The sequence below is a fragment of the Corallococcus sp. AB018 genome, from assembly GCF_003986945.1.
Classification (GTDB): Bacteria; Myxococcota; Myxococcia; order Myxococcales; family Myxococcaceae; genus Corallococcus; species Corallococcus exiguus.
In genome coordinates, this window is record NZ_RAWR01000006.1 from 1 (window position 1) to 21,729 (window position 21,729).

23 protein-coding genes are annotated in these 21,729 nt (G+C 70.3%); 15 read left to right on the forward strand and 8 right to left on the reverse strand.

The features are described 5' to 3' along the window. Positions 1–227: 227 nt before the first annotated feature. Together D7Y11_RS02235 and D7Y11_RS02240 are read right to left on the reverse strand one after the other, a co-directional pair. Positions 228–731, reverse strand: coding sequence for a hypothetical protein (locus D7Y11_RS02235; protein ID WP_126932917.1), 504 nt, complete (start codon positions 729–731; stop codon positions 228–230). Positions 732–869: 138 nt separating this feature from the next. Beyond that, on the reverse strand, positions 870–2,216 hold the full coding sequence (locus D7Y11_RS02240; RefSeq protein ID WP_120575177.1) for a short-chain fatty acid transporter: 1,347 nt from the start codon (positions 2,214–2,216) through the stop codon (positions 870–872). Between the two features lie 81 nt (positions 2,217–2,297). Here D7Y11_RS02240 and D7Y11_RS02245 point away from each other — a divergent pair, with 81 nt between their 5' ends. The 8 genes from D7Y11_RS02245 (at position 2,298) to D7Y11_RS02280 (ending at position 10,089) form a co-directional block, all read left to right on the forward strand. Then, entirely contained in the window at positions 2,298–3,770 is a 1,473-nt protein-coding gene (locus D7Y11_RS02245; RefSeq protein ID WP_120575176.1) for an ATPase domain-containing protein, read from the forward strand. A gap of 14 nt (positions 3,771–3,784) precedes the next feature. Further along, positions 3,785–4,174, forward strand: a complete 390-nt coding sequence (locus tag D7Y11_RS02250; protein WP_120575175.1) for a response regulator — start codon at positions 3,785–3,787, stop codon at positions 4,172–4,174. A gap of 31 nt (positions 4,175–4,205) precedes the next feature. After that, complete coding sequence (locus tag D7Y11_RS02255) at positions 4,206–5,027, forward strand: hypothetical protein (protein ID WP_121751603.1); 822 nt, start codon at positions 4,206–4,208, stop codon at positions 5,025–5,027. Positions 5,028–5,155: 128 nt separating this feature from the next. Then, the gene (locus D7Y11_RS02260) at positions 5,156–5,563 is read left to right on the forward strand and encodes a hypothetical protein (RefSeq protein WP_121751602.1); all 408 of its coding nucleotides are present in this window, start codon (positions 5,156–5,158) and stop codon (positions 5,561–5,563) included. Continuing rightward, positions 5,556–5,813, forward strand: coding sequence for a DUF5985 family protein (locus tag D7Y11_RS02265; RefSeq protein WP_120593881.1), 258 nt, complete (start codon positions 5,556–5,558; stop codon positions 5,811–5,813). The genes D7Y11_RS02260 and D7Y11_RS02265 overlap by 8 nt, the downstream gene beginning before the upstream one ends. 18 nt (positions 5,814–5,831) lie before the next feature. After that, positions 5,832–6,107, forward strand: a complete 276-nt coding sequence (locus D7Y11_RS02270; protein ID WP_169820306.1) for a DUF5985 family protein — start codon at positions 5,832–5,834, stop codon at positions 6,105–6,107. Positions 6,108–6,139: 32 nt separating this feature from the next. Then, on the forward strand, positions 6,140–7,093 hold the full coding sequence (locus D7Y11_RS02275) for an aldo/keto reductase (protein ID WP_126932918.1): 954 nt from the start codon (positions 6,140–6,142) through the stop codon (positions 7,091–7,093). A gap of 155 nt (positions 7,094–7,248) precedes the next feature. Then, on the forward strand, positions 7,249–10,089 hold the full coding sequence (locus D7Y11_RS02280; RefSeq protein WP_126932919.1) for a GAF domain-containing protein: 2,841 nt from the start codon (positions 7,249–7,251) through the stop codon (positions 10,087–10,089). A gap of 24 nt (positions 10,090–10,113) precedes the next feature. Here the strand turns inward: D7Y11_RS02280 and D7Y11_RS02285 are convergent, their stop codons facing one another. Further along, positions 10,114–10,503: a DUF779 domain-containing protein gene (locus D7Y11_RS02285; protein WP_120575169.1), complete on the reverse strand. Its 390-nt coding sequence runs from the start codon at positions 10,501–10,503 to the stop codon at positions 10,114–10,116. An 11-nt stretch (positions 10,504–10,514) separates the two neighbouring features. Further along, positions 10,515–12,041 (reverse strand): aldehyde dehydrogenase, encoded by a 1,527-nt coding sequence (adh, locus tag D7Y11_RS02290; protein WP_120593885.1) that lies wholly within the window; start codon positions 12,039–12,041, stop codon positions 10,515–10,517. A gap of 239 nt (positions 12,042–12,280) precedes the next feature. Here adh and D7Y11_RS02295 point away from each other — a divergent pair, with 239 nt between their 5' ends. Genes D7Y11_RS02295 through D7Y11_RS02305 form a run of 3 tightly spaced genes read left to right on the forward strand, consistent with a single transcriptional unit; the run spans position 12,281 to position 14,598 of the window. Then, positions 12,281–12,952, forward strand: a complete 672-nt coding sequence (locus D7Y11_RS02295; RefSeq protein ID WP_126932920.1) for a phosphoribosyltransferase — start codon at positions 12,281–12,283, stop codon at positions 12,950–12,952. 3 nt (positions 12,953–12,955) lie between these two features. After that, positions 12,956–13,657, forward strand: coding sequence for a dienelactone hydrolase family protein (locus D7Y11_RS02300; protein WP_120575166.1), 702 nt, complete (start codon positions 12,956–12,958; stop codon positions 13,655–13,657). Beyond that, complete coding sequence (locus tag D7Y11_RS02305; RefSeq protein WP_126932921.1) at positions 13,654–14,598, forward strand: ribokinase; 945 nt, start codon at positions 13,654–13,656, stop codon at positions 14,596–14,598. The genes D7Y11_RS02300 and D7Y11_RS02305 overlap by 4 nt, the downstream gene beginning before the upstream one ends. A 25-nt stretch (positions 14,599–14,623) precedes the next feature. On the opposite strand, the gene D7Y11_RS02310 is transcribed toward D7Y11_RS02305, so the two are convergent. The 3 genes from D7Y11_RS02310 to D7Y11_RS02320 form a co-directional block, all read right to left on the reverse strand. Further along, the gene (locus D7Y11_RS02310) at positions 14,624–15,160 is read right to left on the reverse strand and encodes a cupin domain-containing protein (protein ID WP_120575164.1); all 537 of its coding nucleotides are present in this window, start codon (positions 15,158–15,160) and stop codon (positions 14,624–14,626) included. Between the two features lie 9 nt (positions 15,161–15,169). Continuing rightward, positions 15,170–15,487 carry a hypothetical protein gene (locus D7Y11_RS02315; protein WP_199745871.1) on the reverse strand — a complete coding sequence of 106 codons (318 nt, stop codon included), beginning with the start codon at positions 15,485–15,487 and terminating at the stop codon, positions 15,170–15,172. Positions 15,488–15,700: 213 nt separating this feature from the next. After that, complete coding sequence (locus D7Y11_RS02320; protein WP_121751596.1) at positions 15,701–16,108, reverse strand: hypothetical protein; 408 nt, start codon at positions 16,106–16,108, stop codon at positions 15,701–15,703. A 30-nt stretch (positions 16,109–16,138) separates the two neighbouring features. On the opposite strand from D7Y11_RS02320, the gene D7Y11_RS02325 reads away from it, so the two are divergent. The 3 genes from D7Y11_RS02325 to D7Y11_RS02335 all read left to right on the forward strand — a co-directional run bounded on the left by D7Y11_RS02325 (position 16,139) and on the right by D7Y11_RS02335 (position 20,521). Beyond that, positions 16,139–16,618, forward strand: a complete 480-nt coding sequence (locus D7Y11_RS02325; RefSeq protein ID WP_126932922.1) for an SMI1/KNR4 family protein — start codon at positions 16,139–16,141, stop codon at positions 16,616–16,618. A gap of 660 nt (positions 16,619–17,278) precedes the next feature. Continuing rightward, positions 17,279–19,135, forward strand: a complete 1,857-nt coding sequence (locus D7Y11_RS02330; protein ID WP_233596702.1) for a serine/threonine-protein kinase — start codon at positions 17,279–17,281, stop codon at positions 19,133–19,135. Positions 19,136–19,210: 75 nt separating this feature from the next. Beyond that, complete coding sequence (locus tag D7Y11_RS02335) at positions 19,211–20,521, forward strand: AarF/ABC1/UbiB kinase family protein (protein ID WP_121751595.1); 1,311 nt, start codon at positions 19,211–19,213, stop codon at positions 20,519–20,521. A gap of 22 nt (positions 20,522–20,543) precedes the next feature. Here the strand turns inward: D7Y11_RS02335 and D7Y11_RS02340 are convergent, their stop codons facing one another. Continuing rightward, positions 20,544–20,939 (reverse strand): response regulator, encoded by a 396-nt coding sequence (locus tag D7Y11_RS02340; RefSeq protein ID WP_120548103.1) that lies wholly within the window; start codon positions 20,937–20,939, stop codon positions 20,544–20,546. 257 nt (positions 20,940–21,196) lie between these two features. Between D7Y11_RS02340 and D7Y11_RS02345 the strand changes: the two genes are divergently transcribed. Beyond that, entirely contained in the window at positions 21,197–21,616 is a 420-nt protein-coding gene (locus D7Y11_RS02345) for a hypothetical protein (protein ID WP_120575159.1), read from the forward strand. The last annotated feature ends 113 nt before the right edge of the window (positions 21,617–21,729 follow it).

Genomic DNA, 21,729 nt, shown 5'->3' on the forward strand with positions numbered 1-21,729 from the left:
GCCCTTCAACCGCGCTCAAGCCCTATTGCAAGGGCGCGGCCAACGTGTCCTGGCCAGGGTGTTCCCTCGGCGGAAGTCGCGGGGAGCCCGTCACAAGGGTGGGGTTGCTGTTCGTCGGCCAGTAATTCCTGCCGACCTCGGGGAGGAGGGCCGGTAAAGAAAGACGCCCGCGCGGGGCTCCCCGGCGGGCGTCGATGTATGTGTTATCTGTTGGACGGGATGAAGGCCTACAGCACCTTCACCGGCACTTCCTTGAGCACCTGGTCGCCGCGCATGACGGTCACGGTCCACGCGCCGGCCTTGGGCAGCCGCACGCCGGTCCACTGACGCGCGCGCCAGCCCTCGCCCTTCACCTTCACGTCCTTCGTCTCGCGCACGGTGGCGCCCTGCTTCACCTGCACCGTGATGTCCTCGATGGAGTCGCCCTGGGGCACCAGGTAGCTCTGCCACAGCATCACGGTGGTGTTCGCCTTGACGCCCTCGGGGCCCACCTCGGCGGTGCACTCGTACTTGTTGGGGCCGTCCTTGGCCACCTCCGTGCAGAGCTTGGCCTCCACCAGCACGGGACCCTGACCCTGGCCCTTGTAGAAGTAGTTCCAGGTGTCGCGCACCGCGTCCGCGCTGGGGGCCTTCACGGACTCCGCCGCCGGCGCCGCCGCCTCCTGCGCTCCGGCCACCGTCGCCACACCCAGCACCGCGCACAGCACGCTTCCGTTGATCAGGCTCTTCATGTCTTGGGGTCCCCTCGTTGATGTTGGAGGCGGCCGGCCCACGTCCGGCCCCTTGGTGTGCCTGTCTACCATGAAACATCCCGCGTCATTCCCCGAGTCCAGGATTCCAGGGTTTCGCACCGGGGACGCCGCGCCGCGCTACCCGAACAGGAAGAAGCCGAGCGTCACCAGCGGCAGGTACGCGAGGAAGGCCACCAGCAGGAAGCCGAGGATGTCCTTGAACTCCAACCGCGCCACGGCCAGGAGCGGCAGCGCCCAGAAGGGCTGGATGAGGTCGGTGGCCATGTCGCCCCACGCGTACGCCAGCACCACCTTCTCCGGCGCCACGCCCAACCGTCCCGCAGCGTCCAGCAGGTAGGGCGCTTCAATGGCCCACTTGGAACCTCCAGAAGGCACGAAGTAGTTCACCACGCCGCTGTACAGGTACACGATGGCTGGGAACGTCTGCTGCGTGGACAGCGACACGAAGAGCTCCCCGATGCGGTCCGTGAGCCCCGTGGCCTTGAAGATGCCGTAGATGCCCGCGTACAGCGGGAACTGGAGCACGATGCCGTGCAGCACGCTCGCGGCCTCCTCGCTCGCCTTGAGCAGCCGCGCGGGCGTGCCGTGCAGCAGCACCGCCAACGTGAGGAAGGTGAAGTTCACCACGTTGAGGTTGAGCGCCTTCCATCCGCCGTTCAGCCACAGGTGCCGCGCGAACCACGCCAGGCCCAGCACCCCGAAGACGGTGTTGAGCAGCCACGCGTGGTCCAGCCACTCCGCGGGGCTCAAGCGCCCTTTGGGCTTCTCCGGCGGAACGAAGTCTCCCAGCTTCTCCAGCACCGCGGGCTCCACGCGCACGGTGCGCTCGGGAGACGGATGCAGCGCCCACGCCAGCGCCGTGAGCAGCGCCACCGCGGCCAGCGTGAGGCAAACGTTGAAGGCGGAGAACAGCGTCCGGTCGATGGGGATGATCCCCAGCTGCTTCTCCAGGAAGTGCCCCGGCGTCGCCACCAGCAGCGGCGCGGAGGCGGACAGGCCCGCGTGCCACGTGGCGCCCAGGCCGAAGTAGGCGCAGGCCACCAGCAGCCGGTAGTCCACGTCCGGACGCCTGCGCGCGATGAAGCGCACCAGCATGGCGCTGGCGACGAGCGACAGGCCCCAGTTGAAATACGCGAGCGCCATGGACACCGCCGCCATCAGCGCGGTGGCGCTCCGGGGGCTCTTCGGCAGGCTGGCCACCTTCTCCAGCAGCGCCTTCACCGGCGCGGTGAGCGCGAGCAGGTAGCCGGTGAACATCACCAGCGCCATCTGCATGGAGAAGGTGAGCAGCTCCCAGAAGCCTCCGCCCCACGCGTCCAGCACCACCGGCGGCGAGGCGCCCACCCAGCCCATGGCCAGCGCCATGGTGAGCAGGGTGAGCAGCACCGCGATGGCGAAGGCGCTGGGGACGAAGCGCGCGGAGAAGCGGCCCAGGCCTTCGGCGAACCGGACGAGGGTTTCCACGGTGGGGGCTCCAGGGGGCAAGGGGCCCCGGCGCGAATCTCCCAGGGCGACACCCCGGGTTTTACGGTATGAGCGGTCGCCATGTCCCCTAGCGAGCAGCACCCTCCCGTCTTCGAGCGCATCGCGACAGGCGTTCCCGGACTGGATCCCATCCTGGGCGGTGGCCTGGTGGCCTCAGGCGTCTACATCGTGGTGGGGGAGCCCGGCGCGGGGAAGACCATCTTCGCCAACCAGCTGTGCTACTCGCAGGCGCAACAGGGCACGCGCTGTCTGTACGTGACGCTGCTGGCCGAATCGCACTCGCGCATGCTGGCGAACCTGCGCAGCATGGCGTTCTTCGACGCGTCCCAGCTGCCCCAGCGCATCTACTACGTCAGCGGCTTCCGCATGCTGGAGGAGCAGGGGCTGCCGGGCCTGCTGGAGCTCCTGCGCCGGGAGATGCGCAACCACGGCGCGGGCATCCTGGTGCTGGACGGTCTGGTGCAGGCGCAGGAGGCCGCGGGCAGCAGCCGCGACTTCAAGAAGTTCATCCACGAGCTCCAGGTGTCCGCCGGCCTGTCCCGCTTCACCGCGCTCCTGCTCACGAGCAGCGTGGGCCCCACCGTGCACCCGGAATACACCATGGTGGACGGCATCCTGGAGCTGCGCGAGCGCACGGCGGCCATGCGTTCGTGGCGTGAACTGCAGGTGCGCAAGTTCCGCGGCAGTGCCAGCCTCAATGGCTCGCACCACTTCCGCATCTCCGAGTCGGGCCTGGAGGTGTTCCCCCGCCTGGAGACGATGGTCAGCCGCTCGCAGCCGCCGGACTGGGGCACGCAGCGCGTGCGCTTCGGCGTGCCCACGCTGGACGCCATGATTCCGGAGGGCTTCGCCGCGGCGTCCACCACGCTGGTGATGGGGCCCCCGGGCTGCGGCAAGACGATCCTCGGCGTGAGCCACCTGGCGGAAGGGCTGCGCCTGGGCGAGCCCTGCTTGATGGTGAGCTTCTACGAGGGGCCGGACCGGCTGATGCACAAGGCGGCCAACGTGGGGCTGTCGCTGGGCACCGCGGTGAAGGACGGCCGGCTGGTGCTCCAGTGGAACATGCCCGCCGAGTGCAACCTGGACCTGGTGGCGCACACGCTGATGGAGGACGTGCGCAGGCGCGGCGTGAAGCGCCTGTTCGTGGACGGCCTGAGCGCCATGGTGGAGACCACCCACGAACCGGCGCGCATCAGCCCCTTCTTCGCCGCGCTCACGCAGGAATTGCGACGCCACGGGGTGACGACCGTCTTCACGCTGGAGACGCCGCGCCTCTTCGGCCCGGACATGGATGTTCCCCTGGGGACCGGCCTGTCCGGCGTGGCGGAGAACCTGCTGTTCATGCGCCACCTGGAGCTCAATGGCCGCCTGAGGCGGTTGCTGTCCATCTTCAAGCTGCGGGACGCGGACTACGACCCGACGCTGCGCGAGTTCCTCATCACCTCCCAGGGAATCGAGATCCAGCCGCCGTTCCAGCCTTCGCCCGAGTTGCTGCTCACCGGCATCGCTCGCTTCCCGGGCAACCACTCCTGACCCCCAGAGGCTCCGTGGTTCCCGCGACCGAGACCGTGCTGGTGGTGGACGACGAACAGGGCATCCTGGAGGCGCTCGCGGACCTTCTGAGGGAGGAGGGCTACCGCGTGCTCACGGCGTCCCATGGCCGCGAGGCCCTGGAGCGCCTGGCGGAGGTGAAGCCGGACCTGGTGCTGACGGATTGGATGATGCCCGTGCTGGACGGCCCCGCGCTCATCGCGCGCATCCAGCAGGACCCGACGCTGCGCCAGATTCCCGTGCTGGGCATGAGCGCCGTGGACGTCAGCGGCCTCAAGCGCCTGCACCCGGGCATGGAGTTCCTCCAGAAGCCGTTCGACATCCGCGCCCTGATGAAGATGGTCCGCAGGGCCCTGGACGCGAACCCTCGCGTCCTGGGAGGGTGACGCGAAAGCCCGCGCGCCCGGAGGGTCCGCCATGTTCCACCTGCTCAAGCTGGGTCCGGTGCCCCTCTCCGTGGGCACCACCGGCGTCTACCTGCGCATCGGTGACTCGGGCGACCCGTCCGCTCCCGTCTTCGAACAGACGGACCTCTCTGGCGTGCGCGCCCTCATCGCCGGCCTGGAGCCCTCCCAGGTGTCGTGCGAGCCCGCCCTGGCGGAAGCCGCCGAGGCGCTGGGCCTGTCCGTGGCGCCGCCGTCCCTGGCGGCGCTCTCCGCCCGGGCGGCCATCGCCACCTTCCTCGCGTGGGGCCAGATGGGCGTGTCCGGGCTGGGCAGCGACAAGGCGCTGCTCTTCGTCCAGGCCGCCACCGAGTTCTGGGACGCGAAGCCCTGGACGCACTGGGATGACAGCCAGGCCTTCACCGTGGACGTGACGGGCGCGCACGAGCACACCTACGAGGGCTGCGTCTTCCACGGCGACGACGACGGTCCCTCGGGCCTGGCCCTCTACCTGTCCCCTGGCTCCCTGGGGCGGCTCTTGGAACTCCAGGTGCACGGCGCCGACAAGGAGGCGCAGTCCCTGCCCGCCATCACCGTGTCGCTGGAGGCCCGCCCCGCCTACGCCGTGGACGCGCTGTCCTCCGCCGGCCGCGCCCCCCGGCTGCCCCTGCCCGTGAAGGCCGGCCCCGAGGGGCTGGCGGTGCCCTCCAGCCTGGAGGCCCTCATCCTGGTGGCCGCCCTGCGCGCCGTGGCCCGCCTTTCCCCGGCCCAACCAGAGGCCCTGAGCAGCATGGTGGCCGGCGACGCCCGCATGGACGTCCGCGTCCGCGCCCCTGCCCCTCGCGTTCGCAACTAGGCGGAATCAGGGGGCTCCTGGCGTGACGCACCCTGACCAGTCAGGCGACCAGGCTCGTGTGTAACTGTGAACAACCGCTCCCAATAGAAAGGTTGATTCACAAAGTATCTAGGTCCATAGGTGGAGACGTGACTGACGCCGGCCTTTCACCACGGGTCCAGCGCTTCCTCACGACGCACATCGATTCCATCGAGAAGCTGGAGGTGCTCCTCCTGCTTCGCGCCCGGACGGAGCGGGCGTGGACTGCGTCGTCGGTGGCCCTGGAGCTGCGCATCACCGAAGCCTCCGCGGCCCGCCGTATGGCGGAGCTGAAGACGGGAGGGCTGCTTCTCCAGGATGGGGTGGCGGAGGACGCCTACCGCTTCAGCCCTGGCCGCTCGGAGGACGTGCAGGCCACGGCGGAGCTGGCGATGGCGTACTCGGCGCGGCGCGTGAGTGTGATTTCGTTCATCTTCTCACGCCCCATGGACCGGGTGAGGGGCTTCGCGGACGCGTTCGTGATCAAGCAGGACAAGGACGGCGACGGACATGGCTGAGGCGGTCTACATCCTGTGCGCGTTGACGAGTCTGGCGTGCGCGGTGCTGCTGCTGCGGGCCTGGCGGCGCACGCGGATGAAGCTGCTGCTCTACAGCGGCCTGTGCTTCACGGTCTTCACGCTGAACAACGTGCTGCTCTTCGTGGACCTGGTGCTCATCCCCGCGGGCGACCTGTCGCTGGAGCGCACCGTTACATCGCTGGTGGGGGCCGGCGTGCTGCTCTTCGGCCTCATCTGGGACGTGTCCTGACGCAATGGGGGGGACGCCATGATGAAGATCCTGCTCGATGGCGCGGTGTTGATGGCGTACCTGGCGTGCGCCCTCTTCTTCCTGCGCTTCTATCTCCAGTCGAAGGACCGGCTGTTCGCGCTGTTCGCCCTGGCCTTCACGCTGATGGGCGTCCACAACCTGCTGGGCGCGCTGCTGGCGCCCACCCTGGACGCCGAGCGCATCCACTACTTGTATGTCGTCCGCTTGATGGCCTACCTGCTCATCCTGGGAGCCATCTGGGACAAGAACCGCGCGGGACGTGGGGCGCGGTGAGATGTTGCTCCTCCTGACAGGAGGATTGCTTGATGACCACGACATCGCTTCCCCGCTTCACCCCGCGCCGCGCGCTCGGGCGCACGGGCTTCACCGCGACGGCGGTGGGCATTGGCGACCTGGCGGACCGCACGGTGCCTCGTGAGGAACTGGTCGCCACGCTCGCGAGGGCGCTGGACGCGGGGCTCAACGTCATCGACACGGCGCCCGGCTACGAGGACGGCCTGAGCGAGGAGGTGGTGGGCGAGGCGCTGCGCGGCCGGCGTGAGGGCGTGTTCGTCATCGACAAGGTGGACGAACTGGACGCGCCGGTGGCCCCTCAGGTGGAGGCGTCCCTGCGGCGGCTGGGCCTGCCGTCGGTGGACCTGTTCGCGCTGCACGCGGTGAAGTCGCTGGCGCAGTGGGAGGAGCTGGCCCGGCCCGGCGGCGCGCTGGAGCAACTGGAGGCGTGCGTGGCGAAGGGGCAGGCGCGCTTCAAGGGCATCTCCTGCCACCACCCGGACGCGCTGATGGCGGCGGTGCGCTCCGGGCGGTGCGACGTGGTGATGTTCCCGCTGGGGCCGTTCGTGGACGCGCGCTACGTGGAGCAGGTGCTGCCCCTGGCGCGAGCGCACGGCGTGGGCGTGGTGTCCTTCAAGACGTTCGGCGCGGGCAAGCTGTTGGGGGACACGGAGGGCTACGGACGTCCGCTCCAGGCGCGCCCGCGCGGCAAGGTCAGCTCCGGTGGTGAGGCGCGCGACACGCCGATGCTGCCGCACCTGTCGGTGGCGGAGTGCGTGCAATACACGCTGACGTTGGATCCGGACGTGATGTTGATGGGGATGGGCTTCCCGAACGAACAGGACGCCGCGCTGCGGGCGGCCTCGGCCTTCCAGTCCCTGGACGCCGCGGGGATGCAGGCGGTGCGGGAGCGGGCGCACACCGCCATCCAGGGGAAGGGGGCGGTGTGGTGGAACCCGCCTTCACCGGACGTCGCGGCGGGCTGAGGCACCGCGCGAGGGCAGGCAGGCCGGGCGGGTTGCCTGCCGGACACTCGCCAGGAGTCAGGTGGCCGGGGAGGCTTGTCTCCGGTCGGGGGCCGTCATTATCGGAACGTCCCTTTGGTGAGGCGTCATCCCCGTGACGCCGTGGCCCGCGCTCCATGCCCGAATCGTCCATCGAGCCTTCGACCGAGCTACCGCCGCCGTCCGCCGTGACGGCGAACGACGGGGTCCCCGTGTCCGGGAGCGGAGGCGAGGCCGTCACGCGTGAGGCCGCCGCCGTGGAGCCTGTCGCGCCCGTGTCCCTGTCAGGTGTGCGCGAGGTGTCATCCTCCGCGGAGGAGGGCCGCTTCGCGTTCCTGGCCCGCGCGGGTGAGGTGCTGGCGTCGTCGCTGGACGAGCCCACGGTGCTGCGCGAGCTGGCGGAGCTGGTGGTGCCGGTGTTCGCGGACTGGTGCGCGGTGGACGTCGTCACGCCTTCGAACCAGGTGGTGCGAAGGGCCGCGACGCACCGGGACCCCTCGCTCGTACCCACCGTGTATGCCATTGGGGAGCGCTGGGCCCTCCAGGAGAACGGCTCGCAGGGCATGGCCCATGTGCTGCGCACCGGTGAGGCCCGCCTCATCCCGGACGTGCCCGAACAGGCCTTCCTGGCGGCGGCACGGGGGAACGCGGCCCTGGAGGAGACGTGGCGCCTGGGGTGCCGCTCCGTGATGGTGGTGCCGCTGGTGGCGCGCGGGCGGGTGCTGGGAAGTCTGTCATTGATGTCCGGTACGGCCGGACGCTTTGGTGAGCAGGACCTGGAGCTGGCGCGCGAGCTGGCCCGCCGGGCGGCGTTGTCGCTGGACAACGCGCGCCTGTATGGCGAGGCCCGTCAGGCCCAGGCACGCACGGCGCGGCTGCAGGCGGTGACGGCGGCCCTGTCCCGCGCGGCCACCGAGGACGCGGTGGCGCAGGTGCTGGCGCGTGAGGTGTGGGAGGCGAGCGGCGCCACGCGCGTCGCGGTGCTGGCGTTGGAGGAGGACGGCCTCATGCGCCCGCTGCGCGTGTTGGGCTACCCGGAAGACGCGCTGGCGTCGTTCACCCGGCCGCCGGACGGGACGGACCCGGCCCCCCGGCGCGAGGCGAAGTGGTTCGGGACGCTGGAGGAGTTCGTCGCACGCCACCCGGAGGGCGCGGAGTTCGCGCGCCGCCAGGGGCCGGGGGCCCGCGCGGTGGTGCCGCTGTGGGGGGAGACCCGCGCGAGGGGCTTGCTGCTGCTTGGGTGGCCGGAGGCTCGCGTCTTCCCCGCCGAGGAGCGCGCGTTCCTGGAGGCGCTGGCGCACCAGTGCGCGCAGGCGCTGGAGCGGGCCGCGCTCTACGAAGCGCTTCGCGAGCGCACGGAGCGGCTGCGGCAGGCGCTGGTGACGGGCGACATGGGGACCTGGCGCCTGGACCTGGTGCGCGGCAAGGAGGTGCGAGACGCGGCGCTCAACCACATGCTGGGCCTGCCGGCGGTGGACTCGGCGGTGCTGGTGGGCGACATGCTGGAGCGGCTGCATCCGGAGGACCGGCCGCACGTGGAGGCGGAGTTCCAACGCTACCAGCGCGAGTCGCCGGGCTTCTTCGAGCTGGAGTTCCGCGTGATTCGCCGCGACGGCGGCGTGCGCTGGCTGCACAGCGTGGGACAGTCCTTCGGCGGACCGGACGGGAAGGTGACGGAGCTCACCGGCGCCATGGCGGACATCACCCGGCGCAAGGCGGCCGAGGAGCGGCTGCAGCTCCTGCTGGCCGCAAGCCGCGTGCTGGCGCTGCGCCTGGACGACGTGGAGGAGGCGCTGCCGGCGGTGGCGCGGCTGGTGGTGGACCACGTGGCCACCGGCTGCCTGGTGGACCTGGCAGCGCCGGACGGCACCCTGCGGCGGGTGACCGCGGCCCACCGCGTGGCCGAGCACGACGCGCGGCTCCATGCGGCCCTGGGAGGCACGGACAGGGGGCCCGCCCACCCGGCGCTCCAGTGTTTCCGCACCGGGGAGGTCTGCTTCCTGTCGCCCCTGGACTTCAAGCGCTGCGACGCCGTCTCCACGAGCGCCGAGCACCGGGCATTGGTGGATCGCCTGGCGCCCACGTCCGTGCTGTCGGTGCCGTTGCGTGCGCGCGGCCGCACGCTGGGCGTCATCACGCTGTTCACCGCGGAGCCCCAGCGCGCGCTGGAGGCCGCGGACGTGACGATGGCGGAGGAGCTGGCGCTGCGCTTGAGCGTGGCGCTGGAGAACGCGCGCCTGTTCCACGACGCCCAGTCCGCGGTGCGGCTGCGCGACGAGTTCCTCTCCGTGGCGAGCCACGAATTGAAGACGCCGCTCACCAGCCTCATCCTCCAGCACAACCTCATTGGCCGGGCGCTGGAGACAGCGGGCACTCCCGGGCTCGTGACGGGGAGGCTCAACACCGCGCAGCGGCAGGTGCTCCGGCTGACGGCGCTGGTGGACAACCTGCTGGACGTGAGCCGGCTGTCCCTGGGCAAGCTGTCGCTGGAGCGCGCGGAGGTGGATCTGGTGCAGTTGACGCGCGACGCGGTGGAGCGCCTGGGGGACGTGTTCGCCCAGGCGCGGTGCACGCTCGAACTGGAGCTGCCGCGCACGCTGACGGGCCAGTGGGACGCGCTGCGGTTGGACCAGGTGCTGGTGAACCTGCTCTCCAACGCGGCGAAGTACGGCGCCGGCCACCCGGTGTCGGTGCGCGCGGGCGTGGATGCGCGCGACGAGGCCTGGGTGGAGGTGCGCGACGAGGGCATTGGCATCGAAGCGGACGCGCTGCCGCGCCTCTTCGGCCGCTTCGAGCGCGCCGTGAGCGAGCGGCACTACGGCGGCATGGGCCTGGGGCTCTACATCAGCCGCCAGATTGTCGAAGCGCTGGGCGGCCGCATCGACGTGGACAGCCAGCCGGGGCAGGGCGCCACCTTCACGCTGCGGCTGCCCCGGAACACGGCGGAAGCGCGGCCCCCGCCTCCCCCGAAGCCGTGAGGGAGGCCGGGGCCGGCGATGCCTTCAGTGCTGGGGCCCCTTGGGCGGGGGCCCTTCCTGTTCGAGCGCGCGGTACTCGTCGTCGGTGAACAGGCGTGAGCGGATGAGGAAGCGCACGCCTTCAGGGGCTTCGACGGAGAAGCCGCTGCCGCGACCGGGCACCACGTCCACGGTGAGGTGGGTGTGGCGCCAGAGCTCGAACTGCGGGCCGGACATGTAGAAGGGCGTGCGGACGATGTCGCCCAGGTACACGTCCTCCTGGCCCACGCGGAAGTCGCCGCGCGGGAAGCACATGGGCGCGCTGCCGTCGCAGCAGCCGCCGGACTGGTGGAAGAGGAGCGGACCGTGAAGGCCCTGCATCTTGTGGAGCAGGGCCTCGGCGGCCGGCGTGACCTCGACGCGCGGCACGGACATGCGGGGCGTCCTTAGAAGAAGCCCATGGGCTTCGGGTCGTAGCTGACGAGCAGGTTCTTCGTCTGCTGGTAGTGATTGAGCATCATCTTGTGCGTCTCGCGCCCGATGCCGGACTGCTTGTAGCCGCCGAACGCCGCGTGCGCGGGGTACAGGTGGTAGCAGTTCACCCAGACGCGGCCCGCCTGGATGCCGCGGCCCATGCGGTACGCGGTGCTGTTGTCGCGCGTCCACACGCCAGCGCCCAGGCCGTAGAGCGTGTCATTGGCCATGGCGAGCGCGTCCTCGGCGTCCTTGAACTTCGCCACCGCCACGACGGGGCCGAAGATCTCCTCCTGGAACACGCGCATCTTGTTGTGGCCCTCGAAGATGGTGGGCTCCACGTAGTAGCCCTCCGCCAGCGCGCCGGACAGCGACTTGCGGCCGCCGCCGGTCAGCACCTTCGCGCCCTCCTTCTTACCGATGTCCAGGTAGCTGAGGATCTTCTCCAGCTGATCATTGGACGCCTGCGCGCCAATCTGCGTGGTGACGTCCAGGGGGTTGCCCTGCACGATGCGCTTCGTGCGCTCCACGGCCTTGGCGATGAAGTCGTCGTAGAAGCGCTCGGCGACCAGCGAGCGGGACGGGCAGGTGCAGACCTCGCCCTGGTTGAGGGCGAACATGGCGAAGCCCTCCAGCGCCTTCTGGGCGAAGTCGTCGTCCTTGGCGAAGACGTCCTCGAAGAAGATGTTGGGGGACTTGCCGCCCAGCTCCAGGGTGACGGGGATGATGTTCTCGGAGGCGTACTGCATGATGAGGCGGCCGGTGGTCGTCTCACCCGTGAAGGCAATCTTGGCGATGCGCTTGTTGCTGGCGAGCGGCTTGCCGGCCTCGATGCCGAAGCCGTTCACGATGTTGAGCACGCCGGGGGGAAGCAGGTCGCCCACCAGCTCCGCGAACTTGAGGATGGTGACGGGGGTCTGCTCCGCGGGCTTGAGGACCACGCAGTTGCCGGCGGCGAGCGCGGGCGCCAGCTTCCACGCGGCCATGAGCAGCGGGAAGTTCCACGGGATGATCTGCCCCACGACGCCGAGCGGCTCCGTGAAGTGGTAGGCGACGGTGTTGTCATCCAGCTGGCTGAGCGAGCCTTCCTGCGCGCGGATACAACCGGCGAAGTAGCGGAAGTGGTCGATGGCGAGCGGCAGGTCCGCGGCGAGCGTCTCGCGGATGGGCTTGCCGTTGTCCCACGTCTCGGAGACGGCGAGCATCTCCAGGTTCTGCTCCATGCGGTCGGCGATCTTCAGCAGGATGTTGGCCCGCTCGCCGGCGGCGGTGCGGCCCCACGCGTCCTTCGCCTTGTGCGCGGCGTCGAGCGCCTTCTCGATGTCCTCCGCCGTGGAGCGGGGAATCTCGCAGAAGGGGCGGCCCGTGACGGGGCTGATGTTCTCGAAGTACTGACCCTTCACGGGCGGGACGAACTCACCGCCGATGTAGTTGCCGTAACGGCTCTTGTACTCGACCTTGCTGCCCTTCTGACCCGGAGCTTCATAGACCTTCGACATGGGGACTCCCTGCGTTGGGTTTTGACGCACTCCTACGGGGGTTTGACGCGGAACAGACCATAGGCAGGTGACGCCTCGCGTCATGCGCGCGAAGTCGGATGTTAATGTTTGTTAATGGTTGATCGCTGAATCAGTCACTCGGGCGTGATGCGAGCGGGCGGGCAGGGTGCCCTTGCTGCCATCCGGCATGTCTTCCACCTCAAGGAGGAGGACGTCTTTTCCGGACCCTGGGGCATGGCATGCAACTGTTTCGAGACCGCGTCGACGCCGGCCGTGCGTTGGGCCAACGGCTCCGCGTCCTGCTTGGCGGAGGCGGTGACCTGCTGGTGTTGGCGTTGCCGCGCGGCGGTGTGCCCGTGGGCTTCGAGGTCGCTCGCATCCTCGGGGTGCCGCTGGACGTGTTCGTGGTGCGCAAGCTCGGCACGCCGGGGCACGAGGAGCTGGCCATGGGGGCCATCGCCACCGGAGGCGTCACGGTCCTCAACGGGGGTGTCGTGCGAAGGCTGGGGATACCCCAGTCGGCCATCGCCGCGGCCGCTGAGCGTGAGGGGCGGGAGCTGGTCCGGAGGGAGCAGCTCTTCCGCGACGGCAGGCCTCCCGCGCGGGTCGAAGGGCGGACGGTGATCCTGGTGGATGACGGGCTGGCCACGGGCTCGACGATGCGGGCGGCGCTCCGGGCGCTTCGTCAGCAGAAGCCCGCGCGCATCGTGGTGGGCGTGGGGGTGGGCGCGCCGGAGACGTGCGCGGAGTTCGAGCGCGAAGCGGACGCGGTCGTCTGCGTCCACACCCCAGAGCCGTTCTACGCGGTGGGGCAATGGTTCGAGGACTTCACGCAGACCACCGACGACGAGGTGCGCGAGCTGCTGGCGCGCGCTGCGCACGGTGGCGCGGTGAGTCCAGCGGAGGTTTGAGACATGGCTGAGCAACGAATTTCGGAGCACGCGGTGCGGCTGGAGGTGGAGCCCGGCGTGGGGTTGGAAGGAACGCTGAGCGTGCCGGAGTCGGTCTCCGGCGTGGTGCTGTTCGCGCATGGCAGCGGCAGCAGCCGCTTCAGTCCGCGCAACCGGTACGTCGCGGGAGTGATGCAGCAGGCGGGGCTGGCGACACTGCTCATGGACCTGCTCACGCTGGGGGAGGAGGAGGCCGAGCGGCGGACGCGGCACCTGCGCTTCGACATCGAGTTGCTGGCGCGGCGGCTGGTGGGAGCCACGCGGTGGCTGGAACGGGTGCCAGGGTTGGGAGGCCAGCCGCTGGGGTTGATTGGTTCGAGCACGGGGGCGGGTGCGGCGCTGGTGGCCGCGGGGCGGATGCCTGAAGCCATCCAGGCGGTGGTGTCCCGGGGCGGTCGTCCGGATCTCGCGGGTGCCGCGCTGCCGGCGGTGCGGGCGCCCACCCTGCTCATCGTGGGTGGAGATGACACGCAAGTGATTGCGCTCAATCAGGAGGCGCTGGCGGCGCTGCGCACGCACAAGCGGCTGGAGATCGTGCCTGGGGCGACCCACCTCTTCGAGGAACCGGGGACGCTGGAGCAGGCGGCCCGGCTGGCCCGGGATTGGTTCCTCCAGCACCTGGTCACGGCCGCACGGGAGCGTCCGTTCGGTGAGGCTCCGCCATGAGCCCGCGCATCGTGGTGGTGGGGGGCGTGGCCACGGACTACCTGGTGCGAGGACCGTCGCTGCCGGAGCCGGGAGGCAGCGCGGAGGGCGACGTCTTCCAGGAGGCGCTCGGAGGGAAGGGAGCCAACGGCGCGGTGGCCGCGGTGAGGCTGGGGGCGCGGGCCTCGCTGGTGGCGAGGGTGGGGACGGATGGGCGCGGCCTGAGGCAGGTGGCGTTGCTGGAACGGGAGGGCGTTGCGCTGGAGGGGGTGGTGCCTGATCCGAAGGCGCCTTCTGGCGCGGTGCTGGTGATGGTGGATGGACACGGGAGGAAGCAGACCTTCTTCTCCCCGGGCGCCAATCACAGACTTTCCATCCGGGATGTGTTGCGGAGCGCGGAGCGGATCGCCACCGCGAAGGTATTGCTCGTGCAGCTGGAGGTGCCGCTGGAAGCGGTCCAGGCGGCGGTCCGTCTGGCGCGAGCGGCCGGAGTCCGGGTGGTGCTGGATCCCGCGCCGGCCGTGCCGCTGCCGGAGGTGTTGCTGGAGGATGTGCACGTCATCCGGCCCAACGCCTCCGAAGCGCGGACGCTGACAGGCATCACGGTGCATGGCCGTGCTTCCGCGCGGCGCGCTGCAAGGAATCTGCTGATGCGCGGCGTGGGGGCGGCCATCATCGCGGCGCCTGGAGGCAGTCTCCTGGTGTCGCGGGAGGAAGAGGCGTGGCTGCCTGAGCTGCCGGTGGACACGGTGGATACCACCGGAGCGGGGGATGCCTTCTCCGCGGCGCTCTGTGTCGCTCTGGCGGAGTCCCAGCCGCTGCTCTCCGCCGCTCGCTTCGCGCATGCAGCCGCCGCCATCGCGACGACGCGGTTGGGAGCGCAGGCGGGATTGCCCTATCGGGATGAAGTGCTCGGATTGCTCGCGGACGTGGTGCCAGACGTTCAGCTCGCGCCGCCGTAGCGAAGACATCCAGCACGCACCGCCGTCACTTGAACCGGCACGGTTGATTGACGGTGGGCTCCTCCGCGAGTTGCACGACCATCAGCGTCACAGGACCGGGGGTGACGTTCCCGGAGAGGTGGCCCTTTCGGCCCTGTGCGTCCGGCCGTGTGTTCAGGTCCTCGCCCAGGGACACCTGCCCTGGCCCCAGCTCCACGCGTGTGCCGTCCATTGCCTCGACGAACCATGTTCCGGAGAGGGGGATGATCCACTGGACCTTCGGGTCCTCGTGCCAGGACCCCTTCCAGCCGTTGGGTTGGACCGTGAAGATGACCTGGGACTGGCCGGGCGGCTGGTGTGCCTGCCATTGAGGATCGGCGGGCGGAGACATGCTTTTCAGGTCGAAGCTCCGCACGGGACACAGGGTCATGTGGCTGACCCCATGGTCATCCGTCCAGTTGTGCCAGTAGCTGAAGACAGGCGCTTGTCCTGGAGCCGTGGCTGCGGAGTCTCGGTCCCAGGCGCCTCCGCCCAGTCCCAGCACGGCCACCAGGGCCGCCCTCCATCCCAATCGTGAGTGCATGGCCGCTCCTCATTTCTTCGTCCGCGTGGCATCCACCGGAGCCGTTGCCTCCAGCGGTGCGCGCATCAACAGGTACGGCGGTTCGCGCAGGTCCTTGCCGCCGTTGAACGACGGCAGCCGGTTCCACTGGCCGAGCGTTACGTAGACATGTCCCGCCGTGGCGAAGATGCCGTCAGGCCAGACGATGCGCGCATCCCTCGCCACCACCGCCAGGAAGTCCTGCTCCGGCTGGGTGGACGGATGCGTGGCCAGCACCCGGCGCTGCCGCCCCGTGGTCAGGTCCACCACCACGAGCGCGGGCGAAGTGCCGAACAGCGTGCCTTGCACCCATTCCGCCAGCGTCGCGCCCTTGTGGTCCTCCGCGTTGTGAGCGGCCAGGTGCCAAAGCCCATGGGAGGAAGCGAGTTCCCGTCGTTCAGCCTGCGCGGGGCTTGCGTGCTCATGGCGTAAGGGTGGCCATCAACGCACGGTCCGCCAGCCGCGAGCCCACGAGCGAGCGGTGCTCCCAGCGCGTGGCCTTCTCCTGGGCTCGTGCCGCCCTCAGGGCTTCCGTCGATGTTTCCGTGCGTGCTTCATCTCGTGGAAGAGCCGCTCCGTCAGCGCGATCAGCTCCTGCTGGGAGAGGACGGGGCACTTCCAGTCCAGCGCCCGCATGTGTTCCAGGAACGCGTCGGGGATGGCCACGCGGTATCGCTCGACGTAGCGAGGCAGGTCGGCCCGCCACGTCCAAACGCCATCGGTCTGGGCGTAGTGGCTGGCCACGAGCGTCTCACCCGTGAGGCAGTCCTTCAGCAGGCCGCCGCTGACCGCGAGCGTGACGCCCGTGTGCAGATAGCGTGCGACGCGCCGCCAGTCCTCTTCCGGCAGCTTCCCTCGCGACTCCACGAGGGAAGGGGCATCCTCGAACCCGGGACCGAACTCCCGGAAGTAGCCTGCCGTCTTGAGCATCCCTTCTCCCTATCAGGGGCGAATGACCCCATGTCGATGAGTGCCTTGCTCGAAGAGGTCTCGCGCCTCCACCACGCACGCCCTCCCGCGACTCCCGCGCAGCTCGACGCCTTCGAGCAACGCGCCGGATGGCGCTTGGACCCGGACCTGCGCGCCTTCTACCTGCACTGCGACGGTGCGGACCTGTTCGACCGCGTCGACCCCGCGTTCTCCTTCCCCCCGCTGTCGGAGCTCCGCCGCGCGCGGATCGTCATGAGCCAGGACGACACGGACCGGGCGGGGCCCGCGTCCTGGTACGCCCTCTGCGAGGTCCGCGATGGGAACTACGTCCTGCTCGACGTGAGCAAGCAGCACGACGGCCGCTATCCCCTGCGCGACGGCTTCCGCGAACGCTTCCCGGATCCAGCGCAGTGCCCCCAGATAGCCAGCTCGTTTTCCGAGTTCCTGGCGGGCGCGCTCCGCTCCAACGGGCGCTGGTTCTGGCTGAAGAAGTTGATGCAGGACGGGTGACGGACCCCGCGTCCCCACCGCACGCAACCGCGTCCCGCCAGAAGCCCGGAAACCCCCGCCATCCTCGCAGGACACTTCATCCCAGGCCGATTTGTCGGCCTCCCAACACCGTCGGATCCGTACGTTCCTCACGCGCTACAGGGCCTTCCAGGCTCCCACTGCCATCCGCGCAATCGCGGCTTACTTCGAGACTGAACGAGATGTTTTCCAGCGTGGATGTTCGTGTCGCTGCGCACTGGAAACCCGCACCGCGTGCTGTCATCGTTGAGGGACTTTCGCGGCGCGGCAGGACGGTTGAAGGGAAGGCAGGGCGGAAGTTGCCCAAGGTCTTGCGGACCGAACGTATTGGGATGTGCTGGACGGAAAACTGTTCCGCCCCGGGGCTGTAAAAACTCCCCGCAACCGAGGGGTGTCTGTCGATGAGTTGGGACCCAGGCCGCATCCGAGTGTCGCAAAAGCGAAGCGGATCAACCGGTTGGCGCGCCCGTCCGCGCGAGCCGGAAAATCCCGGTTCCTGGCACACCGCTCGCATCGGCCGCTGACGCTGTCCTTACCCCCGCATCGCCTTTCGCTGGTTACCGGTCCCTCGTGCTCGCCCAGTCGCCTCTCATCTGCTCTTGCGGTCAGCCCCACTCGGACGCGGAGGCGTGTCCCACGCTGATGCGCGGGCTGGACCTCAACGGCGGCACGATGCTCTACGCCGGCACGCCGCCGCCGGGACCCGCGGCGTCGCTGCCCGCCCCTTCGCTCACGCCCATGTCGTCTCCCACGCCCGTGGTGCCTTCCCTCGTGGGCCAGGAGTTCGGCCGCTTCCGCGTCGTGCGCGAGCTGGGCCGCGGCGGCATGGGCACCGTGTTCCTCGCGGAGCACACGCTCATCCAGAAGCGCGTGGCCATCAAGGTGCTCCACGCGCACCTGGCCCAGGCCCCGGAGCTCGTCGCGCGCTTCCTCTCCGAAGCCCGCACGCTCACGCTCGTGCAGCACGAGAACGTCGTCACCCTCTATGACCTGGACTCGCGCGAAGGGCGCCCGTACCTGGTCATGGAGTACCTGGAGGGTGACAGCCTGGCCAACTTCGCCCGCGGCCCCATGGCCGCGGCGCTGGTGGTGGACCTGATGATGCAGGTGTGTGACGCCCTGGGCGCCGCGCACGCGCACGGCATCGTCCACCGCGACCTGAAGCCCGCCAACGTCTTCCTCGTCCCCAGCCCCAGCGGCAAGCAGCGGGTGAAGCTGCTCGACTTCGGCATCGCCAAGCTCCTGTCCCGCCCCGCCGGGGAGATGACCACCGAAGTGGGCGTCCTCCTGGGCACGCCGGAGTTCATGGCCCCCGAGCAGTGCGGCGACGGCATCGTGGACGCGCGCAGCGACCTGTACGCCGCCGGCGTGCTCGCGTACCTGCTGCTCACCGGCCAGGTGCCCTTCTACGGCCGCACCGCCGCCGAAATCCTGGTGGGCCACCTGCAGAAGGAGCCCGTCCCGCCGCACGAACTGAACCCCGCCGTGCCGGAGCCCCTGTCGCGGGTGCTGTTGCGCGCGCTGGCCAAGCGGCCCGAACACCGCTTCGCCTCCGCCGCGGAGCTGAGAGTGGCCCTGGAGGCGTCGCTCGCGCCGCCGCCCGCGCCCTCCGCGCCGCCGCTCACCGCGCTCCTGCGCGGCCAGGGCACGCAGGCCCCCGTGGAGCTCAAGGGCGAGTGGGTGGGCCGCTCCGGCCTCTTCTTCCAGCTGGCCACTCCGCCCCCCGCGCTCCTGTCGGAGGTGTCGCTGGTGCTGCGGCTTCCCGGCGGCGAGCTGCCGTGCACCGCGCAGGTGGTACGCCACGTCACCGCCGAGCAGGCCCAGTCGTGGAACATGCCCCCGGGCTTCGGCGTGCAGCTGCGCGATGCCAGCCCCGCCTTCCAGGCCCAGCTGGCCCAGCTTCGCAACGTCACCCGCGCCACGTCCGCGCAGGCCACCGCCGCCATCCCCACGCCCGAGGACGCGCAAGCAGAGACCGTCCTCCAGGGTTTTCGCCGGCGGCTCGCCGGGGACCCGTACGCCGTGCTGGAGCTGCCGCGCGACGCCACGCTGGAGTCCGTGCGCACCGCGGCCCAGCGCGCTCGTGGGGCGCTGGAGCTGCTCAAGGCCCGCCCGCTGTCGGACGGCCAGCGCGCCCAGGTGGACCGCGCGTTGGATCGCGTGTCCGGAGCGCTCCACACGCTGGGCCACGTGGAGCGGCGCGTGGAGTACGACGCCACGCTGGGCAACGTGGAGGGCATCGAGCGGTGCCTCGCCGCGGGCCTCACCGCCACCATGCTGGAGCAGTGCCGCCGCCGCTTCCTCGCCGGCAACACCGGCCGCGAGGGCCGCGCCGCCGTCCACCGCCTGTCCGGAGACGCGCTCGCGTCCGTGGGCCGGCTGGAGGAGGCGCTCGCCGCCTATGAGCTGGCGGTCCGTGCGGACCCCCTGGACCTGGAGGGGCTCAAGCGCTGGCGCTTCCTCCGGGCCCGGGTGCGGGGCTCGGCCGCTCCCCGGTAGGGGAGCCGGGCTCGCATCCACCCCGGGGGCGTCTTGCGTATGGGAGAGGAGTCTTCGTTAATCCTCTGCTCTCCCATGGCTTCCGAACCCGACGACAAGCTGCCGCCCCAGGGGCGCTTCAACCGCCTGCGCAAGCTGGCGGGCCTCTCCCTGCATGTGGGTACGGAGGTGCTCAAGACGGGTGCGAAGAAGCTCTCCGGGACGAACTCCTCGGAGCTGCTCAGCCTGGGCACCGCGGAGAAGCTGGTGGCCACGCTGGGGGAGATGAAGGGCGCGGCCATGAAGCTGGGCCAGGCCCTCTCCATGGACCCGGACCTGCTCACGCCGGAGGTGCGGCAGATGATGGCCCGGCTGCAGAACCAGGCCCCCGCCATGTCCTACGCGCAGGTGTCGCGCGTGGTGCAGGAGGAGCTGGGCGCGCCGCCGGAGGCCCTGTTCAAGGAGTTCTCCCCGGACGCGCTCGCCGCCGCGTCGCTGGGCCAGGTGCACCGCGCGGTGCTGCATGACGGCCGCCCCGTCGCCGTGAAGGTGCAGTACCCCGGCATCGACGTGTCCATGGGCCACGACATGGACAACCTGGGCCTCGTCGTGAAGACGGTGTCCAAGACGTCGCGGATGATGGACGGCACCGCCTACTTCCAGGAGTTCCGCGACGAGCTCATGCTGGAGCTGGACTACCGCCGCGAGGCGAAGCTCGCGCAGGGCTTCGCGAAGAGCGTGGCGCGGCTGCCGGACCTGTACGTGCCCCAGGTCGTCGAGGAGCGCAGCGCCCACCGCGTGCTCACGCTGGAGCTGTTGGAGGGCCAGACGCTCAAGGACTGGGTGACGACGTCGCCGGATGACGCCGCGCGCTTCCGCGTCGCGCGCCAGCTCATCCGCGCCACCTACGGGCCGTTCCTGGACGCGGGCGAAATCCACGCCGACCCGCACCCCGGCAACTTCATGGTGATGCCGGACGGGCGCATGGGCCTGCTGGACTTCGGCTCCATCAAGCGCTTCAGCCCGGGCTTCATCGCGGCCAACCGCCGCATGTTCCAGCAGGCGCTGCGGCTGGAGACGCTGGACGTGCTGGGCCTGTGCCGCGAAGTGGGCTTCTCCGTGGAGCTGCCGGAGGCGGAGGCGGAGGTGCTCCTGCGCGAGGTGCTCCACATCGCCGGGCGTCCCATGCGCACGGCGCCGTACGACTACGGCACCTGCGACATCAACCGCGACATGCGCAACCACTTCACGCGCAACGCCGCGCGCATCATGCGCATCCGGCCGCCCCCGGAGGCGATGATGTTCTTCCGGGCCACCGGGGGGCTGGCCCAGAACCTGCGCCTCGTGGGCGCGCAGGGCGACTTCCGGCAGGTGTTCCTGGAGGTCGGCGCGCTCGTGGGCGAGTGAGCCTTCGCGTGAGCGCGGAGCGCTACGTGCCGGCGGCGACGCGGGGGCGCTTGTGCAGCCGCTCCAGCTTGCGCGCCAGGTCCGCGCCCTGCGTGCTCTTGGACAGGTAGCCGTCCGCGCCCGCCGCCAGCGCCAGCGCGCGCAGCTTCGACTCGTCGGAGGCGGAGTAGAGGACGAAGCGGGTGTTCTCCGGCGCCTGCTGCCGGGCCAGCGCCAGCACCTTGTCGCCACTCAGCGCGGGGATGTTCACGTCCAGGAGCACCAGGTCCGGCGCCGTGGTGCGCACCAGGTTGGAGACCCCCAGGGACGAACGGTGGGTGCGGACCTCGAAGTTGTACGAGGACAACGAGCGTTCGGTCAGCGCGAGCTGGTCCGGGTCATCGTCCACGATGAGGACGCGAATCTTGGTCTCGGACATGGTGGCTCCCCCTGGAACCGACAGTTGGGTGCCCCGGTCGGCAGGATGCCGCCCCAAGGAAGACACGTGACCCGGGCACTTCCCGAGTATGACCCACCCCCCTCCCTTCTGGCCACCCTCCCTGGAATTTTCTGGAAACTTCCGATTGGAACCACACGCCTCGTCCTGGCGGGTGGGCAGCCCTGGAGGGCGTTCCTAGCTTTGAAGGGTGTGCGCGCCACGGGGCATGTAGGTGGCCTCCCACCAGGAAGGACCTGATGACATCCCAACGGAAGGCAGGGCGGACGGACCCGCGGGGGCACGCCCTGGAGGCCCGGGCGGCGGCCCGGCGGCAGGAGGCCACGGCGGCCCGGGCGCAGGCGGAGGCCTATGGCGTCCTCTCCCAGGCCTGCGTGCAGCGGGCCCAGGCGCTGAAGGTCGTCTCACTGGCGGATCAGGCCGTGGCGATGCTGGGGGGCAACGACTCCGAGCGGACGTGGGCCGCGGGGGACGGTCAGCGGGCCCGGGTCCACGTGGGCCTGATGGAGCGCGAGGCCTCCGTCCACGCGGCCCAGGCCCGCCGGGCGGAAGCCGAGGCCGCGAGAGCGGACGCCGAGGCGGCGGTGTCCGCGCAGAAGGCCCACCTGGCGCCGCTCGCGATGTCCGCGGGGCGCGCCCCGCCGGAGGACCCAGGCTGACCCCTGCCAGGCGGCGGTGCCGTGCCTCCCCGGGCCCGTCCGCACGGGGTTCCAGGCCTGCCTAGCTTGAAACAGACGCGGCGAGGTCTGTTCGCGCTTCCGGATTGGGGGAT

Coding starts and splice junctions, on each gene's coding strand:
- D7Y11_RS02235 (WP_126932917.1), bottom strand. CDS start 731: ATGAAGAGCCTGATCAACGGAAGCGTGCTGTGCGCGGTGCTGGGTGTG.
- D7Y11_RS02245 (WP_120575176.1), top strand. CDS start 2,298: ATGTCCCCTAGCGAGCAGCACCCTCCCGTCTTCGAGCGCATCGCGACA.
- D7Y11_RS02255 (WP_121751603.1), top strand. CDS start 4,206: ATGTTCCACCTGCTCAAGCTGGGTCCGGTGCCCCTCTCCGTGGGCACC.
- D7Y11_RS02265 (WP_120593881.1), top strand. CDS start 5,556: ATGGCTGAGGCGGTCTACATCCTGTGCGCGTTGACGAGTCTGGCGTGC.
- D7Y11_RS02270 (WP_169820306.1), top strand. CDS start 5,832: ATGATGAAGATCCTGCTCGATGGCGCGGTGTTGATGGCGTACCTGGCG.
- D7Y11_RS02275 (WP_126932918.1), top strand. CDS start 6,140: ATGACCACGACATCGCTTCCCCGCTTCACCCCGCGCCGCGCGCTCGGG.
- D7Y11_RS02280 (WP_126932919.1), top strand. CDS start 7,249: ATGCCCGAATCGTCCATCGAGCCTTCGACCGAGCTACCGCCGCCGTCC.
- D7Y11_RS02285 (WP_120575169.1), bottom strand. CDS start 10,503: ATGTCCGTGCCGCGCGTCGAGGTCACGCCGGCCGCCGAGGCCCTGCTC.
- adh (WP_120593885.1), bottom strand. CDS start 12,041: ATGTCGAAGGTCTATGAAGCTCCGGGTCAGAAGGGCAGCAAGGTCGAG.
- D7Y11_RS02295 (WP_126932920.1), top strand. CDS start 12,281: ATGCAACTGTTTCGAGACCGCGTCGACGCCGGCCGTGCGTTGGGCCAA.
- D7Y11_RS02300 (WP_120575166.1), top strand. CDS start 12,956: ATGGCTGAGCAACGAATTTCGGAGCACGCGGTGCGGCTGGAGGTGGAG.
- D7Y11_RS02305 (WP_126932921.1), top strand. CDS start 13,654: ATGAGCCCGCGCATCGTGGTGGTGGGGGGCGTGGCCACGGACTACCTG.
- D7Y11_RS02310 (WP_120575164.1), bottom strand. CDS start 15,160: ATGCACTCACGATTGGGATGGAGGGCGGCCCTGGTGGCCGTGCTGGGA.
- D7Y11_RS02320 (WP_121751596.1), bottom strand. CDS start 16,108: ATGCTCAAGACGGCAGGCTACTTCCGGGAGTTCGGTCCCGGGTTCGAG.
- D7Y11_RS02325 (WP_126932922.1), top strand. CDS start 16,139: ATGTCGATGAGTGCCTTGCTCGAAGAGGTCTCGCGCCTCCACCACGCA.
- D7Y11_RS02330 (WP_233596702.1), top strand. CDS start 17,279: ATGCGCGGGCTGGACCTCAACGGCGGCACGATGCTCTACGCCGGCACG.
- D7Y11_RS02335 (WP_121751595.1), top strand. CDS start 19,211: ATGGCTTCCGAACCCGACGACAAGCTGCCGCCCCAGGGGCGCTTCAAC.
- D7Y11_RS02340 (WP_120548103.1), bottom strand. CDS start 20,939: ATGTCCGAGACCAAGATTCGCGTCCTCATCGTGGACGATGACCCGGAC.
- D7Y11_RS02345 (WP_120575159.1), top strand. CDS start 21,197: ATGACATCCCAACGGAAGGCAGGGCGGACGGACCCGCGGGGGCACGCC.